A 16,016-nucleotide genomic window follows, 5' to 3' on the forward strand; every position below is an offset into this window, starting at 1 on the left:
CAAGCATAAGACGGAATACGATCTTGCCTCTTGTCTCGTGGGCTCGGAGATGTGTATAAGAGACAGGCACCGTGCCGGTCCCGTCGAACCGGCGGGGCCACTCATCCGCGGCCGGGGCGGCCGGGGCGGCTGGGGTTGCCGGGGCGGCTGGGGTTGCCGGGGCGGCTGGGGTTGCCGGGGTTGCCGGGGTAGCTGGGGTAGCTGGGGTGATCGGGGCCGCTCGCACCAACGCGGGGACATACACCGTGGCGTCCCGCACCGCCAGCTGGACACGGTCGGTGACGAGCGCGGCGACGAACGCGTGCCAGGACGGCTCGCCTTCGTCACAGTCGGCGAGTACGAAACGGCCGGGGTGCTCCGACTGCGCCGAGCGCAGCAGCCCCCAGACCGCGGCACCGGCCAGATCGGTGATCGCGGACGCGCCGGCGCCGACCGCGCCGCGGGTCAGCACCACCAGCCTGGACGCGGCCAGCGACCGGTCGGACAGCCACGACTGCGCCAGCTCCAGCGCCCGCGTCACCGCGAGGTGGACGTCAGCGGGCCGGAGAGGGTCGTCCGCCGGAGAAGCCGGAGAGTTTTGTGCGGGTTCGTGCGCTGCGGGCCTGACAGGTGCGAACACCACCTCCGGCGTCACCGCGCCCGCCTCTACGGCGGCACGCAACGCGTCCAGGTCCGGGTAGCCGTCCAGCGCGATGCCCGCGGCGTCGACCGCCGCAGCCAGCGCGTCGATGGCCGGTCCCAACACCGCCCAGCGGCCCGCCGGCATGTCACCGTTCCGCGTGCCACCAGCCCGCGTGCCACCGTTCCGTGTGCCGCTCGCCGGGTCGAACTCGACCCAGTCGACCCGGAACAGGGCGTCACGGCCGGTGCCGCGGGCGTCCTGGAGCTGCCGCGGCCCCATCCGCCGGAACGCGACCTGCCGGATCCAGGCAACCGGCACGCCGGTGCCGTCGGCGATCGTCACCGACACCGCGTCCGGGCCGTGCGGTGTGATCCGTACCCGGGCGGTCGTGACGTTCGAGCCGTCCCGGGGCCGGCCGATGGTGAACCCGCTGAAGGAGAACGGCACGATCCCGCCGTCGCCGTCGTGCGGGCCCTCAGCCACGACCAGGTGCAACGCGGCGTCCACCAGCGCCGGATGCAGCGCGTACCCGCTGGCTCCGGCCCCGCCGGCACCGTTGACGCTGTCTCCACTGTTGACGCCGTCGCCGCCGGCACCAGTGGCACCGTCGCCACCGGTGACACTGTCAGGACCGGTGGTACCGGCTCGGCGGGTCTGCGCGGCTTCGGGCAGGACCACCTCCGCGAACAGCTCGTCCTGCCGGCGCCAGGCCGACCGGAGTCCCCGGAAAGCGGGACCGTAGTCGTAGCCGCGCCCGGCCAGCCGCTGGTAGAGGTCGTCGACCTGGAGCTGTTCGGCGCCCTCGGGAGGCCACACCTCGAGACCGGGCGGCGGCGCGTTCCCCTCCGGCGCGAGCACGCCCTCGGCGTGCAGCGTCCACTGCTGTTCGTCGGCGTCGCGGCCGTCCGCTGCGATGTCCGGCCGCGTGTACAGCCGCACGGAACGGCTCCCGGCGGCATCGGCCGCGTCCACGGTCACCCGGACGTGGACCGCGCTGTCCGCGGGGAGCGGCACCGGGCGGTGCAGGGTGAGCTCCTCCAGGCGCCCGGCACCGAGGCGGCGTCCCGCGTGCAGCGCGAGTTCCGCGCAGGCCGTTCCCGGCAGCAGGACGGCCCCCATGATCGTATGGTCGGCCAGCCACGGCTGCTCCGGCACGGACAACCAGCCGGTGAGCAGCAAGCCGTCGGCCCCGGCCGGTGAGCTGCGCGCGCCGAGCAGCACCTCGGACGCGCGGCCCGCGGCGGTGACCGTGGTGCCGGCCTCGACGGCCACCGGTGCGGAGGTGGCTGCCAGGACGGAGGTGGCTGCCGGGGCGGGGGCCAGCCAGAAGCGTTCCCGCTGGAAGGCGTAGGTGGGCAGGTCGACGCGGCGTGCACCGGCTCCGGCGAAGATCCCCTGCCAGTCCAGCCGCACCCCCACGGTGAACAGCGTCGCGAGCGCGCCGGCCACGGCCTGGTCCTCGGGCCTGTCCCGGCGCAGCAGCGCGATCCGTGCCGTGGTGGCGGCCGCGGCCGCGGTGAGGCAGTCGTGCGCCATCGCGGTCAGCACGCCGTCCGGCCCGAGTTCGCAGAACCTCGTCACACCGGCCGTTTCCAGCCAGCGCACGCTGTCGTGGAAACGCACCGTCTCACGCGCGTGCCGCACCCAGTAGTCGGGGTCGGTGAGGTGCTGCGGGCTGGCCGGCTCGCCGGTGAGCCCGGAGACGATCGCGATCCGTGGCGGCGCGAACGTCACGGACCGCGCGACCTGCCGGAACTCCTCCAGCATGCCGTCCATGTGCGGGGAGTGGAAGGCGTGGCTGGTGCGCAGGCGCGCTGTCCGCCTGCCCTGTTCCCGCAGGACGCGCGCGATCTCGTCCACCGCCCGGGAGTCACCGGAGATCACGGTGGCCGCCGGGCCGTTCACGGCGGCGACGGCGACCCCTCCTCCGCGGCCTCCGCCTCCCTCGCCTCCCTCGCGGGCGGCCAGCAGTGCGGCGACCTCGGCCTCGCCGGCCGCCACCGACACCATCGCTCCGGTGGCGGGCAGGGCCTGCATCAGCCGGCCGCGGGCGGTGACCAGCGTGGCCGCGTCGGCCAGGGACAGCACCCCGGCGACGTGCGCCGCCGAGAGCTCACCGATCGAGTGCCCGACGAGGAAGTCCGGCCGCACGCCCCAGGACTCGGTCAGGCGGAACAGCGCCACCTCGAGGGCGAACAGCGCCGGCTGGGCGTACGCGGTCCCGTTCAGCGTCCGCGCTCCGGCCGTGCCGGGCTCGGCGAACATGACGTCGCGCAGCGGGCGGTCGAGGTGCCCGTCGAAGGCGGCGAACACCTCCTCCAGAGAGCGGGCGAACACTGGGGAGGCCTCGCGCAGCCGCCGGCCCATGCCCGGCCGCTGCGCGCCCTGGCCGGTGAACAGCATGGCCAGCTTCCCCCGGCCGGCGGCCGCGGCGGTGCCCTGGAGCACCGCCGCGGCCCGCGGTCCGCCCAGGGCGAGGCCGCGCAGTCCGGCGAGCAGTTCGCCGCGGTCCCGGCCGACGACCGCGGCCCGGTGCTCGAACGCGGACCGGCCGCTGGCCAGGGACCATGCCACGTCCGTCACGTCGAGGGCGGGGTGTTCCTCGACGTGGGAGCGCAACCGCTCGGCCTGCGCCCGCAGCGCGTCCGCACTGGTGGCGGACAGCACCCAGACACGCGCCGGGGCGGGGCCGGACGCGCCGGCGGCCGGTACGCCGCCGGGCAGGCCCTGACCGGCCGGCGGCTGGCCGGCGGGAAGATGATCGGCTGGGCCCCGGCCGGCGGGGCTCCGCTCGGCCGGCGCCTGCTCGACGATGGTGTGTGCGTTGGTGCCACTGATACCGAAGGACGACACGGCGGCCCGCCGGGGACGGTCACGCTCCGGCCAGGGCCGCGCCTGGCCCAGCAGGGTGACCGCGCCGGCGGACCAGTCCACGTGGGGGCTCGGCGTCCCGGCGTGCAGGGTAGCCGGCAGCAGGCCGTGGCGCATCGCCATGACCATCTTGATCACACCGGCCACGCCCGCGGCCGCCTGGGCGTGGCCGATGTTGGACTTCATCGACCCCAGCAGCAGCGGTTCGTCCGCGCTGCGGCCCTGCCCGTAGGCGGCCAGGACGGCCCGGGCCTCGATGGGGTCCCCGAGCGTGGTGCCGGTGCCGTGCGCCTCGACTACGTCCACCTCGTCGGGGGCCAGCCGGGCGTCCGCTAGGGCGTCGCGGATCACCCGTTCCTGCGCCGCGCCGTTCGGCGCGGTCAGGCCATTGCTCGCGCCGTCGGAATTGACCGCCGAACCCCGCAGGAGAGCCAGCACCGGATGGCCCGCTCGACGGGCCTCGGAGAGGGTTGTCAGCATCAGCAGGCCGACGCCCTCGGACCAGGCGGTGCCGTCCGCGTCCGAGGAGAACGGCTTGCACCGGCCGTCGGGGGCCAGCCCGCGCTGCTGGCTGAACTCCACGAACATGCCGGGGCCGGACATCACCGTGACCCCGCCGGCAAGCGCCAGCGTGCACTCGCCGCGCCGCAGCGCCGCCGCGGCCATGTGCAGGGCGACCAGCGACGACGAGCACGCCGTGTCAACGGTGATCGCCGGGCCGCGCAGGCCGAGGACGTACGCGATCCGGCCGGAGATCATGCTGAGCGTGGTGCCGGTCAGCAGGTGGCCGTGCAGGCCCTGCTGGGCCTGGTGCAGGCGCGGGCCGTAGTCCTGGGGCATGGCGCCGACGAAGACCCCGGTCCGGCTGCCGTGCAGCGCCTCGGGCGCGATACCGGCTCGTTCGACCGCCTCCCAGGCGGTCTCCAGCAGCAGCCGCTGCTGCGGGTCCATCGCCGCCGCCTCGCGCGGGGAGATGCCGAAGAAGCCGGGGTCGAACAGGGCGGCGTCGTCGAGGAAGCCGCCCGTGTCGACGTAGGTGCGCCCCGGCTCGGCCCGGCCGGGCCGGTACAGGGCGTCGACGTCCCAGTCACGGTCGGTGGGGAAGCCTCCGATGGCGTCCCGGCCGCCGGCGACGAGCTCCCACAGCTGCTCCGGGGTGCGCACCCCGCCGGGATAGCGGCAGGCCATCGCGACGATGGCGATCGGCTCGTCGGTGCCGGAGGCGGCACCTGCCGGAACGCCGGACACGGCGCCTCCCGGGACGGCGGCCTGACCGCCCGGGATCTCGCGGTTGAGATGACGTGCCAGGGCCAGTGGCGTGGGATGTTCGAACAGCACCGTGGCCGGCACCGGTACCCCGGTGGCCTCGGCCAGGCGCTGGCACAGCCGGACGCCGGTGAGCGAGTCGAAGCCGAGGTCCCGGAACGCCGAGCCCACGTCGACGGCGTCCGGCGAGGTGTGCCCGAGCAGGACGGCGACGTGCCGGCCGACCAGGTCCGCGAGGATCTCCTCCCGCTCGGCGTCGGAGCGCCCGGCCAGGCTGTGGGCCAGCGCGACCCGCGGCTCCGGCTCCAGCTCCTCGGCCTCCGCCGCCTCCGCCGGCGCGGCCGTCGCGGCCGTCGCGGCCGTGATGACCGGACGGTCACCGGCGCCACCGTCGATCGGGCTGCGGCCACCGTCGCCGGGCGCGGACACGTCCACCCAGTGGCGCCGGCGGGCGAACGCGTACGTCGGCAGCCGCACCGGCCGGCGGTCCCGGTCGGCGAACAACTCGTCCCAGTCCGGCGTGATCCCGTGGACGTGCAGGCTGGTGACGGCGGTGAGCAGCGCGTCGGGTTCGGGCTGGTCCTTGGCCAGCGCCGGCACCACGGCGATCTCCGGGGTGTGCGCGGACGGGGTGGCCAGGCAGTCCTGGGCCAGCGCCGAGAGCACACCGTCCGGGCCGAGCTCCAGGAACGCGGTGACGCCGTGCGCCCGCAGCTGCCGGACGCCGTCACGGAACCGGACCGCCTGGCGGACGTTGCGCACCCAGTATCCGGGTGCGCACAGGTCCGCGGCGGAGGCCGGCTCGCCGGTGACGGTCGAGACGATCGGGATGCGCGGCGGCGCGAACGACAGGCCCCGTGCCACCTCGCCGAACTCGGCCAGCATGCCGTCCACCAGCGGCGAGTGCGAGGCAAGGCTGATCCGCAGCCGGGTGGTCTTGCGTCCGGCGGCCTCGAAGTGGGCGGCGACGGCCAGGGCCGCCGGCTCCTCGCCGGAGATCACGGTCGCCGTCGGCGCGTTGACCGCGGCGATGCTCAGGTGCGCCTCGCGGCCGGCGAGCAGCGGCAGCACCTCCTCCTCGGTGGCCTGCAGCGCGACCATCGCGCCGCCGGAGGGAAGCCCGTGCATCAGCCGGCCGCGCGCGGCCACCAGCGCGCACGCGTCGGCGAGGTCCAGGACGCCGGCGGCGTGGGCGGCGGTCAGCTCGCCGAGGGAGTGGCCGAGCAGGAAGCCGGGCCGTAGGCCCCACCGCAGCACCAGCCGGCACAGCGCGGTCTCCAGCGCGAACAGCGCCGCCTGCGTGTAGTCCGTCCGGTTGAGCAGCGCGGCGTCCGGCGATCCCTCCGGGGCGAGGACGACGTCGCGCACCGAACGGTCGAAGTGGCTGTCCAGGTGTGCGCACACCTCGTCGAAGGCCTCGGCGAAGACCGGGAAGCGGCCGCGCAGCTGCCCGCCCATGCCCGGCCGTTGCACCCCCTGGCCGGCGAAGAGGAACGCCAGCACGCCGGCGTCGCCGGCGGTCCCACGCACCAGGCCGGGGAACTCCTGTCCCTCGGCCAGGGCGTCCAGGCCGCGCAGCAGGCCGGCCCGGTCCCGGGCGACCAGTCCGCCGCGGTGGCGGAAGGCGGTACGGGTGGTCGCCAACGAGTAGGCCACGTCGGCCGGTTCGAGCTCCGGATGATCGTCGAGGTGGGAGCGCAGCCGCTTCGCCTGCTCCCGCAGTGCCCGGGCGCCGCGGCCGGAGAGCACCCAGGGCACCGCCGGCGGCTCGCTCCCCCGTTCCCCCCGCGTGCCGTCACGCGTGACGGCACATGTGCCGTCGCCCCCGTCGTCGTGCGTGTCGTCGCGGGTGTGCTCGCGGGTGCCGTCCCGGCGGTCCGGCTCCGGCGCCTCGGTGAGCAGCACGTGGCAGTTGGTGCCGCCCATGCCGAACGCGCTGACGCCGGCGACGCGGCCGTGGCCCTCGTCCGGCCAGTGCTGCGTGCTCACCGCAACGGCCAGGTTCAGCGCGTCCAGCGGAATCCGCGGGTTCGGCGCCTGGAAGTTCAGGCTCGGGACGAATTCCCGGTTGCGGACGCAGAGGACGGTCTTCACCAGGCCGGCGATACCGGCCGCGCCGTCGAGATGCCCGATGTTGGTCTTGACCGAGCCCACCCGCAGAGGCGACCGGCCCGCCCTGGCGGCGGCGAGGGCTGCGCCGAGAGCGGCGGCCTCCACCGGGTCGCCGACCCTGGTCGCGGCCCCGTGCATCTCGACGTACTGCACGTCGCCCGGGTCGATGCCGGCCCGGGCGCACGCCTGCCACAGGACGTCCTCCTGCCCGGCCTGGGCCGGGGTGACCAGGGTGTCGCCACCGCCGTCGTTGTTGACCGCGCTGCCCAGGATCACGCAGTGGATCGGATCGCCGTCCGCCTGGGCCAGGGCGAGGGGTTTGAGGACGACGACGGCCCCGCCCTCGCCGCGGACGAAGCCGTTCGCGCGCGCGTCGAAGGTGTGGCAGCGCCCGTCGGGCGACAGCGCGCCGAGCCGGTCGACCGTCACGGTGCTCTCGGCGGCGAGCATGAGGTTCACTCCGCCGACGAGCGCGACGGAGCACTCCTCCCGCAGCAGGCTCTCGCAGGCCAGGTGGATCGCGACGAGCGAGGAGGACTGGCCCGTGTCGACGACCAGGCTCGGGCCGCGCAGACCCAGCTTGTACGACAGCCGGTTCGCGATGACGCTGCGGTGCAGCCCGGTCATGGTGTGCTGGCTGACCGCCGCCGGCCCGCCCCGGCGCAGCACGGTGGCGTAGTCGTCCCACATCGCCGCGACGAACACGCCGCCGCGGGTGCCGCGCAGCGTCCCGGGGAGGATCCCGGCGTCCTCCAGCGCCTCCCAGCCGAGTTCGAGCATCAGCCGCTGCTGGGGGTCCATCGTGGCGGCCTCGCGCGGGGAGATACCGAAGAACTCCGCGTCGAACCGGTCGACCTGCTCGAGGAACCCGCCCTGCCAGCCGCCGGGGCGGGACAGCTCGCCGTCGAAGGGGCCGGGCGGGCCCCAACGGTCCGCCGGCGCCTCGGTGATGGCGGACGTCCCGCCGCGCAGCAGCCGCCAGAAGGCGTCGGGGCCGGGTGCCGCGGGCAGGCGGCAGGACATGCCGACAACGGCGATCCGGCGGTCCGGGCGCACCGACGGCGCGTCCGGGACGGCTTCGGAACCGCTCATCGCCACCTCCGACTGGTACAAGGCCACCTCCGGTCGAAACAGGGAAAAGCCGTGCCGCCGACGTCGTCCACCTGATTTCCCGGCGGTTCGACGGCCCGGCGGCCCGACGGCCGCCGGTAGCAGACCGCCCACCGCGGGGGAACCACGTCACGGCCGACCGGGAACAAAAGCGGTACAACATCCGGAACAAACATCACCATGGAATGGCGGCACATCACGACTGAACTACCGAACAACCAGGAAATGATTATGACAGAATCGCTGCGACGAGCCCGGGTGGGCGGATCGGTCACGAAAGAAGACAGAAACGGGAGAAGTCAGCCGCAGAACCGCGCGAGACGGTCCAGGATCGTGTGGACGACGGCCGGGCGGTGTTCGGTCAGGTAGAAGTGGCCACCGGGGAAGACCGCCATCTCGAACCGCGCCGTGGTGTGGTCCGCCCAGGCCCGGGCGTCGTCGGCCGTGACCTTCGGATCGCTGTCCCCGACCAGGGCGACGATCGGGCAGGCCAGCTTCGGCCCGGGCTGGTAGCGATATGTTTCGGCCGCCTTGTAGTCACTGCGGATCACCGGCAGCACGAGGTCGAGCAGTTCGCTGTCGCCGAACACCTTCTCCCCGGTTCCGCTGAGCGCTTTCAGCTCGGCCAGCAGCAGGTCGTCCGGGCCGCGGTGGATGTTCTCGGCCCGCTGCCGGGAGGGCGCGCGGCGGCCGGAGACGAACAGCGCCGCGACGGTCACACCGGCACCCGCCAGCCGCCGGGCGACCTCGAAGGCGACGGTGGCGCCCATGCTGTGCCCGAACAGGGCCAGCGGCCGGTCGGTCCAGCCCGCCAGCGCCTCGACGAGGTGGTCGGCAAGCTCCCCGACGTCCTCCACGCAGGTCTCGCTGCGCCGGTCCTGCCGGCCGGGATACTGGGCCGCCAGCACCTCGACCGATGCCGGCCGCGAGGCGGACACCGGCGCCTGCGCCGATGCCGGCATCAAGACCGGTATCGAGGCCGGTATCGAGGCCGGCGCAGAAGCGGACAGCGCCCGCGAGACCGGGAAGTAGAAGCTCGCCGAGCCACCGGCGTGCGGCAGGCAGAGCAGCCGGGCGGTGGCGTGCGGCACCGGGTGGAAGCGCCGCAGCCATGCTTCACCGGTGCGGGTGGTCGTCGTCATCGGGCTCCTCGGAAAACACCAGTGGGCACGGGTCCGCCGGCCGGCCCCGACGCGCCGGGAACCCCGGGCCCGGAAAAGAACCTCGGACGCGGGCCGGTCACACGACCAGCCCGCCGTCCACACCGAATACCTGGCCGGTGATGTAGCCGGCCCGGTCGGAAAGGAGGAAGGAGACGAGGGCGGCCACGTCGTCCGGGCTCCCCACCCGGCCCAACGGAATACGCTCGACGAGCCGCTCGCGCAACGGCCCGAGACCGCTGATCATGTCGGTGTCGATGAGGCCGGGCGCGACCGCGTTGGCCCGTATCCCGAACGGCCCGCACTCCTTCGCCAGCGCGCGGGTGAAGCCGATGACACCGGCCTTGGACGCCGCGTAGTTCGTCTGTTTCGCGCTGCCGTGCACACCCGCCACCGAGGACATCGTCACGACACAGCCGGTACGGCGTTTCATGAAGGAGAAGATTGCCGCCCGGCAGATGTTGTACGTGCCGTCGAGGTTGGTGCCGAGCACGGTCCGCCATTCGTCGTCGGTCATCCGCACCAGGGGGTTGTCCCGCACGACACCGGCGGAGGCGACCACCGCGTCTACCGGCCCGAGCTCGTCCTCGGCGGCGGAGACCAGCGCCCGGGCTTCGCCGGCGTCCGCGATGTCCAGTTTGCGGGCGATCACCCGTCCGCCGTGGGCCGCCGCCTCGGCGACGGCCTCCTCCGCGGCGTCGGGACGGCTGTGGTAACAGAACGCCACGTCGAAACCGTCGGCGGCCAACTGCCGCACCACGGCCCGCCCGATGCCGCGGGAACCACCGGTCACCACGGCGACCGGACGGATGTCGCCGGGCACGTCAGGTCCCCCCGAGTTTGGCCGTCAGCAGATCGTAGATCCCGTTCAGCGAGGTGATGCTGGCGAACTCCTCGTCCTTCACCCTGATGCGGTAGCGCTTCTCCAGACGCACCACTATCTCCAGCGCCATCAGTGAGTCGAGGTCGAGCTCGCCGACGAAGTCGGCGTCGTCGGTCACCTCGGCCGGCGACCGTTCGAGGGTGTCCGCGACGAGGGCGCGCAGCTCCTCCCGGTCCACCGCGATCTCCAGGTTCCTGGTCATTTATCGCATCCTTTTTCTTCTTTTTCCGCTTTTTCTCGTCACGCCTGGCCCGGTTTCCCGTTGTGCCTGTTCCGGACGGCCGAAAGCAGCGCGATCACGTTTCCGCCGGGCCGTGGGCCCGTTCTTCCCCGCGGTGCCGCGGGCCTGTTCGTCTCCGTCTCGTCACCGGCCGGCGTCCTCGGGCCACCCCGCCGGGCGGGACCGGCGGAGTGTCACGTCCCGATCAGTTCGCCGCCGTCGACACCGATCACGTTTCCCGTCACCCAGGACGAATCGCTGGCGGACAGGACGACGATCGCCTCACCGACGTCCTCGGGCCGGGTCAGCCGCCGGTGCGGATTGCGGGCGAGGCAGGCGTCGTCGAACTGCGCGCTGCCCGGGATCTTCCGGAACGCGGGCGTGATCGTCGTGCCGGGGCGCAGCGCGTTGACCGCCACCCCGCGCGGCGCGAGCTCCACGGCGAGTTGCCGGACGTGCGACTCCAGCGCCGACTTGGCCGCCGAGACGGCCCCGTAGCTGGGAATCACCAGGGAGCTCCCGGCGCTGGTCAGCGCATAGATCTTGGCGCCGGCCCGCAGCAGCCCGGCGGCCAGCAGATCCTGCGTCCAGTAGACGAGGCTGTGCGCCATCACGTCGAGGGTCATGGCCATCTGCCTCGCCGTGATGGTGCCACCGCCCCGCGCGTCGGGCACAGCCGTGACCGTGGCCGTGGGCACATCCGTGGCCGTGGGCGGGGGCACGAAAGGCAGCAGCGAGCCGAAGGCGACCGAGTGGACCACGACGCGCAGCCCGGCGTCACCGGTCAGCTCAGCGATCCGGGGCACCAGGTCGGCACGAGTGGCTGCGGCGGCGACATTACGGTTGAAGAAATGCGCGGCGACACCTCGTTCCCGCAGTTCCGCGGCCAGTTCCCCGGCGGTTTCCTGCCCGTCGGCGGTGTCGAGGTGAATCCCGATGACGTTGCCGCCCTCCGCGGCCAGCGCGCGGGCCGTGGCCCGCCCCATGCCGCTGGACACACCGAGGACCAACGACCAGGAATCCTTGAGCGGTACCAGCACGGTCAGCCCCCGGTGGTCGCTCGACGAACCGACGCGCCGGTGTCGACGGCCGACGTCGGATCAATATCCGAGAAATAATCCAATCGAATCCGCTCCGCAGGGGAGCGCCTGTCCACCCGCACCATCAGTTTCATGTTCGAGTTATCACCAATCGCCAGGACGACCGGGCATATGAAATCATTCGCCATCTTTATCGCTGCTCCGGGGACCCGGGAATCCGGGAGTCCGGGCCGCTGCGACGGCGCGAAAAAATCCTGATCGCGCCATCGGGCGGCCCGCCGGCGTCCCTGATGATCCGGATCGCGCGGCGATGAGCGGTGTGTGCCCGTCGCCATGCGATCCACTGATGATCCGGAAATTCCGGCCCACGGTGGCACGAAAGGAACATGCTCGTGTCACCGCCGGCCCGCCGGAGCGGGTTCACCGTCAACCGGAACCGATCAACCGACCGGAACCGATCAACCGAACCGTGGTGACACTGCGTGACAGTAGCACCGGGCGGCCACGAAAGCGCGCAGCCCTGTCAGCACGGTGTGGCGACACAGCGTGACCGCCTAACATGGTTACGCGCTGTAGCGGCGTGGACGGGCCCGCCCGATGTCGCCCCGGTGACCGCAACCTAGCCCCGCGACCCGCCGGAACGCCAGGACAGCCGCCTCCCGGCCGGCCACGGAGCACCCCGTCCCGACCGGCCGCGGCCCGGCACCCGGACGCATTCCACCACCAACCCGCATACATCGGCGATCCGACCGGAAAACAGCCCGGCGCGCGCACCGGCGAAATTTCCACCGGATGACGTGATTTTCCGCCGAACGGGACACGAGCGGCCACCCGACGTACACCACGGCTCCGGACGAACACCCGTACTCACGGCAGCCGGGAACGGCCGGATCCCAACCCGGGAACATCCGGAAGGAAGAACATCGGCATGCCGCCGGACAAACGGTTCTGTTTCACCGGGCCCCGGCCGGGACACCAATCTTCGGCTAGCATTTCGCTGAGCACGTGATGTCCGGCGGAATGGTGGGAGGTTTTACGTCATGTCGTTCCCGAAAATAGGACGAACGGTGGATGGTGTTCTCGGTGCGCCGGCCCAGGTCGCCGCCCAGGTGGCCGGCGTCGTCCAGCTGCCGAACATCGACGACTGGAAGGCTCGCCCGAGCGCCGAGCATCCCCGTCCCGTGGTGCTGGTACACGGCACCTTCGGCAACGCCCGCGACTACTGGATCACCACCGCGCCCGTGCTCGCCGCGGCCGGATTCACCGTGTTCCGGCTGGACTACGGCGCCCTGCCCGGAATACCGGTCCTGCACGGCCTGGACTCGATCGAGAAGTCGGCCCAGCAGCTCGCCGCGTTCGTGGACAAGGTGCTGGCCGCCACCGGCGCCAGCCAGGTCGACATCGTCGGCCACTCACAGGGCGGCATGATGCCGCGTTACTACATCAAGTTCCTCGGTGGAGCGGGCAAGGTGAACCGGCTGATCTCGCTCTCCCCGTCCAACCACGGCATGGCGGAGAACGAGCTGGTCACGCTGGCCAAGCAGTTCCCCGGCGCCGAGCAGCTGATCGGTTCGACCATGCCGCCGGCCTGCGCCGACCAGACCATCGGCTCCGTGCTGCTGACCAAACTCAACGGGGATGGAGAAACCGTGCCCGGCGTCCAGTACACGGTCATCGCGTCCAAATTCGATGATGTCGTCACGCCCTATGCCTCGGCGTTCCTGAACGGGCCGGGCGTGCAGAACATCACGTTGCAGGACCTGTACCCAGTCGATATCAGCAACCATGGTGCCATGGCGGCCAACCCCATGGTCTTCCGCGAAGTCGTCAAACACCTCAACACCCCGAGCAGCACCGCGGCCGGCGCAGCCCGCGCATAGCACGAAGGCACGTGCTGTGCACAGCACAGGAGCACGTGCTGTGCACAGCACAAAGGGCACGTCCCGCGCACAGCACAGGGGCACGTCCCGCGCACAGCACGATGGCGGGCATCTCTCGCGCACAGCAGCACGGCCCCGGCGCGTCCCACGTCGACGAGGCACAGCGACGGAACACAGGCGAGATACAGAAAGGAAGGCCGGATGGCCGGCGAGCGGTTGAGCGGGCTGGACATGGCATTTCTGAAACTGGACGACCGGACGGCCCCGATGAACATCGGCGCGCTGATGATATTCGAGCCGGACCACCCCGTCGGTGTCGAGAAACTGGTCCGTCTGCTCAGCGAGCGGATGAGCGGTTTCCCCCAGTTCCGGCAGCGCCTCCGGTCGACGGCGCTACCGCCCGCCGCCGCGGAATGGGTCGAGGACCCGCAGTTCCAGGTGGAGGCACACATCCGGGTCTGCTGTCTGCCGCCCCCCGGAACGCGCGACCAGCTCACCGAATACACCGCCAGCGCGATGGCGTCCCAGCTCAATCCGGCCCGGCCGCTGTGGGAAGCACATGTGATCACTGGACTGTCCGACGGACGCTTCGCGTTCCTGCTCAAAACACATCACGCCGTCACCGACGGCCAGGGCGGCGTCCGCCTCTTTTCCGCGATGTACGACGAGCCCACCGCGCTCGGCAACGAAGGGAACGCCCTCGCCTGCGACACCGCAACGGCTCCGTCAGCCACGGCCAGGTCCTCCGCGGCCGGGTCGACGGCCACGGGCGGGCCGGTGGCGGGCGCGCCCGTGGCATGGCGCTTGCTGCCCCGGCCGGACCAGTGGCTCAGCGCGATCCCCACGCTGGTCGCCGGCCCCTCCCTGATCGCCGGGCAACTGGTCGAGACCAGCCGCCGGACCACACGCGAACTGGGCATCGCGGCGTCGGTACTGCGCAGGGCACGCCTGTCCGCGGTGTCCTCCGTGGTGGGAAAACCGTCCCTGCCGGGGAAACAGTCGGAAACGCCGCCGGAGCGGCGGCTGACCCTCGTCCAGCTGGATCCGGGCGCGGTCCGGCGGGTCCGGCAGCGGCACCGGGTCATGACCCACGAGGTCGTCCTCGCCGTGCTCGCCGGGGCGCTGCGGGACTGGCTGGACTCCGGCGACCGTGGGCTCGGCGGAGCCGCGCCGCGGGCGCTCATCCCGGTCGCGCTGCGCCCCGACGCCGCGGGGCCGGGGCAGGGGCCGGGTAACAACCTGTCCGGATACCTGTGCGACCTGCCGGTGTCCGAACCGGACCCGGTACGGCGGCTGCGGGCCGTCCGCGTCGCCATGGAACGCAACAAGGCCGCCGGCCCCTACCGCGGGGCCGGCGCGTTCCCGCTGCTGGCCCACTCGCTGCCCGCCGCGGTGCACCATCTCGTCGCGCCGCTGGCCGGACGCGGCGCCAACCTGCTGTTCGACATCGTGGTGAGCAACATCCCGGGATCGAACAGAACCCCGCGGCTGGCCGGCGCCCCGATGCGGGAGCTCTACGGCATCGTGCCGCTCGCCCGCGGGCACGGGCTCAGCGTCGCCGTGACCAGCGGCCGCGACTTCATCGGCATCGCCCTGCACAGCGACCCCACCATCCAGCCGGGCATCACCGCCCTCAGCCGCGCACTGCCGCGCGCCCTGGCCGACCTCGCCCCGCCGCCTCCCCCCGTACCCTCCCCCCGCGCCGCCCTCCCGACCGAATCCCGCCCGGCCACAACACCTCCGGCGACACCGCTACCGGCCGCCCCCGCCGCATCCGATCCATCCGCCTCCACCCCGTCCAGCCTGTCCGTACCGTCCGCGGCAGCACCATCGAACCGCCGGACAAGTACGCGAACGGAGCGGTGACGCACTTGCCGACCTCGCACACTTCACGTTTCCCCGTCACGGCTCCACCCACGGCCCTTTCCTCGCTCGACGAGGCGAGATAACCACCCACGCAGACCATGATTGGCACGAGTTTGTCGCTGTGTACGCTTTTTGGCTGTGTCAGCGTACACAGCGACAAACTCGTGCCGATCTTCTTAGGCGGCCGGCTACCGTCCGATCGCCTGCTGGTACTTCTCCCGCAACGCTTTGTCCTCCGAGAAGAAATGCTCCAGCAACTCATCCAGGTAACCTAGCTCGGGCGTCTGCCGCGGCGGAAAGAGGTGCTTCTCTATCTGGAAGGTCCCGTCGCCAAGGTTGTACATCGTGTACAGACCCAGCTTCAGCCTGTCGAGTTCCGGCCAGATGTCCTCGCGTAGTGCCAGTTCAGCCTCGGGAGAAGCCGTTTCGACGACGAGACTCGGGTAGTGCGCCCACCGGCCGTGCGCCGCCGCCTCATAGAGCGATTCCAGCCGGTTGGCCTCCGACGCCCTTTTGATCTCGAAGGACGAGATCGTGAGTTCGACGTCGGGCAGCAGGGGTGAGCTCCACACCTCAACCGCGGCCACGTCGGGCCGGGACCACTGACCGCTGGCCCGGGCCCGGCCACGCGCGGTCGCGGTCTCGCGCACGTGGCCGAACGTGAGCGTTCTGGTGTCGAGGTCGCTCCGGTACCAGTCGACGAACGGCTGGTACAGCTCGGACTCCCGGTGAACCAGCTGCCCGGGGCCCGCGGGCGTGAGCCTGGCGTCGTCCAGCGAGGTTGCGGGCACCTCGGCGTCCGGTGACTGGAGCGCGTCGTCCGCGCGGGCGAGCGTGCCGCCACGGCCCCGTCCCGGGCGGACGAGGCCAGCGGCCTTGAGCTCCTCCACGGCCGCCCGATAACGATCGTTGGTAAGCCTGACCAGGCCGCGGAGCTGCAGACCACCGATGGCGCTGCCGTCCGGCGGAAGCCGGTCGAAGATCTG

General features: G+C 72.3%; 8 protein-coding genes. 2 read left to right on the plus strand and 6 right to left on the minus strand.

Annotation, left to right across the window (positions count from 1 at the left end):
• Window positions 1-8,280 precede the first annotated feature (8,280 nt).
• The 5 genes from NBW84_RS11085 to NBW84_RS11105 form a co-directional block, all read right to left on the minus strand.
• Entirely contained in the window at window positions 8,281-9,123 is an 843-nt protein-coding gene (locus NBW84_RS11085) for an alpha/beta fold hydrolase (RefSeq protein ID WP_250284266.1), read from the minus strand.
• A 97-nt stretch (window positions 9,124-9,220) separates the two neighbouring features.
• A complete protein-coding gene (fabG, locus tag NBW84_RS11090) occupies window positions 9,221-9,964 on the minus strand; it encodes a 3-oxoacyl-ACP reductase FabG (RefSeq protein WP_250284268.1) in 744 nt (247 codons plus the stop codon).
• 1 nt (window position 9,965) lies between these two features.
• On the minus strand, window positions 9,966-10,226 hold the full coding sequence (locus tag NBW84_RS11095) for an acyl carrier protein (protein ID WP_250284269.1): 261 nt from the start codon (window positions 10,224-10,226) through the stop codon (window positions 9,966-9,968).
• A 212-nt stretch (window positions 10,227-10,438) separates the two neighbouring features.
• Complete coding sequence (locus tag NBW84_RS11100; protein ID WP_250284271.1) at window positions 10,439-11,254, minus strand: SDR family oxidoreductase; 816 nt, start codon at window positions 11,252-11,254, stop codon at window positions 10,439-10,441.
• Window positions 11,255-11,286: 32 nt separating this feature from the next.
• Window positions 11,287-11,628 carry a hypothetical protein gene (locus NBW84_RS11105; protein ID WP_250284274.1) on the minus strand — a complete coding sequence of 114 codons (342 nt, stop codon included), beginning with the start codon at window positions 11,626-11,628 and terminating at the stop codon, window positions 11,287-11,289.
• A gap of 723 nt (window positions 11,629-12,351) precedes the next feature.
• Between NBW84_RS11105 and NBW84_RS11110 the strand changes: the two genes are divergently transcribed.
• Together NBW84_RS11110 and NBW84_RS11115 are read left to right on the plus strand one after the other, a co-directional pair.
• Window positions 12,352-13,164, plus strand: coding sequence for an esterase/lipase family protein (locus tag NBW84_RS11110; RefSeq protein ID WP_445548337.1), 813 nt, complete (start codon window positions 12,352-12,354; stop codon window positions 13,162-13,164).
• A gap of 201 nt (window positions 13,165-13,365) precedes the next feature.
• On the plus strand, window positions 13,366-15,030 hold the full coding sequence (locus tag NBW84_RS11115; protein WP_250284279.1) for a wax ester/triacylglycerol synthase family O-acyltransferase: 1,665 nt from the start codon (window positions 13,366-13,368) through the stop codon (window positions 15,028-15,030).
• Window positions 15,031-15,218: 188 nt separating this feature from the next.
• Here NBW84_RS11115 and NBW84_RS11120 read toward each other — a convergent pair.
• A partial coding sequence (locus NBW84_RS11120) for a hypothetical protein (protein WP_250284282.1) occupies window positions 15,219-16,016 on the minus strand: 798 nt, incomplete at its 5' end.

Source organism: Protofrankia sp. CiP1_Cm_nod2 (assembly GCF_920664355.1).
In the GTDB taxonomy this organism is placed as follows: Bacteria; Actinomycetota; Actinomycetes; order Frankiales; family Frankiaceae; genus Protofrankia.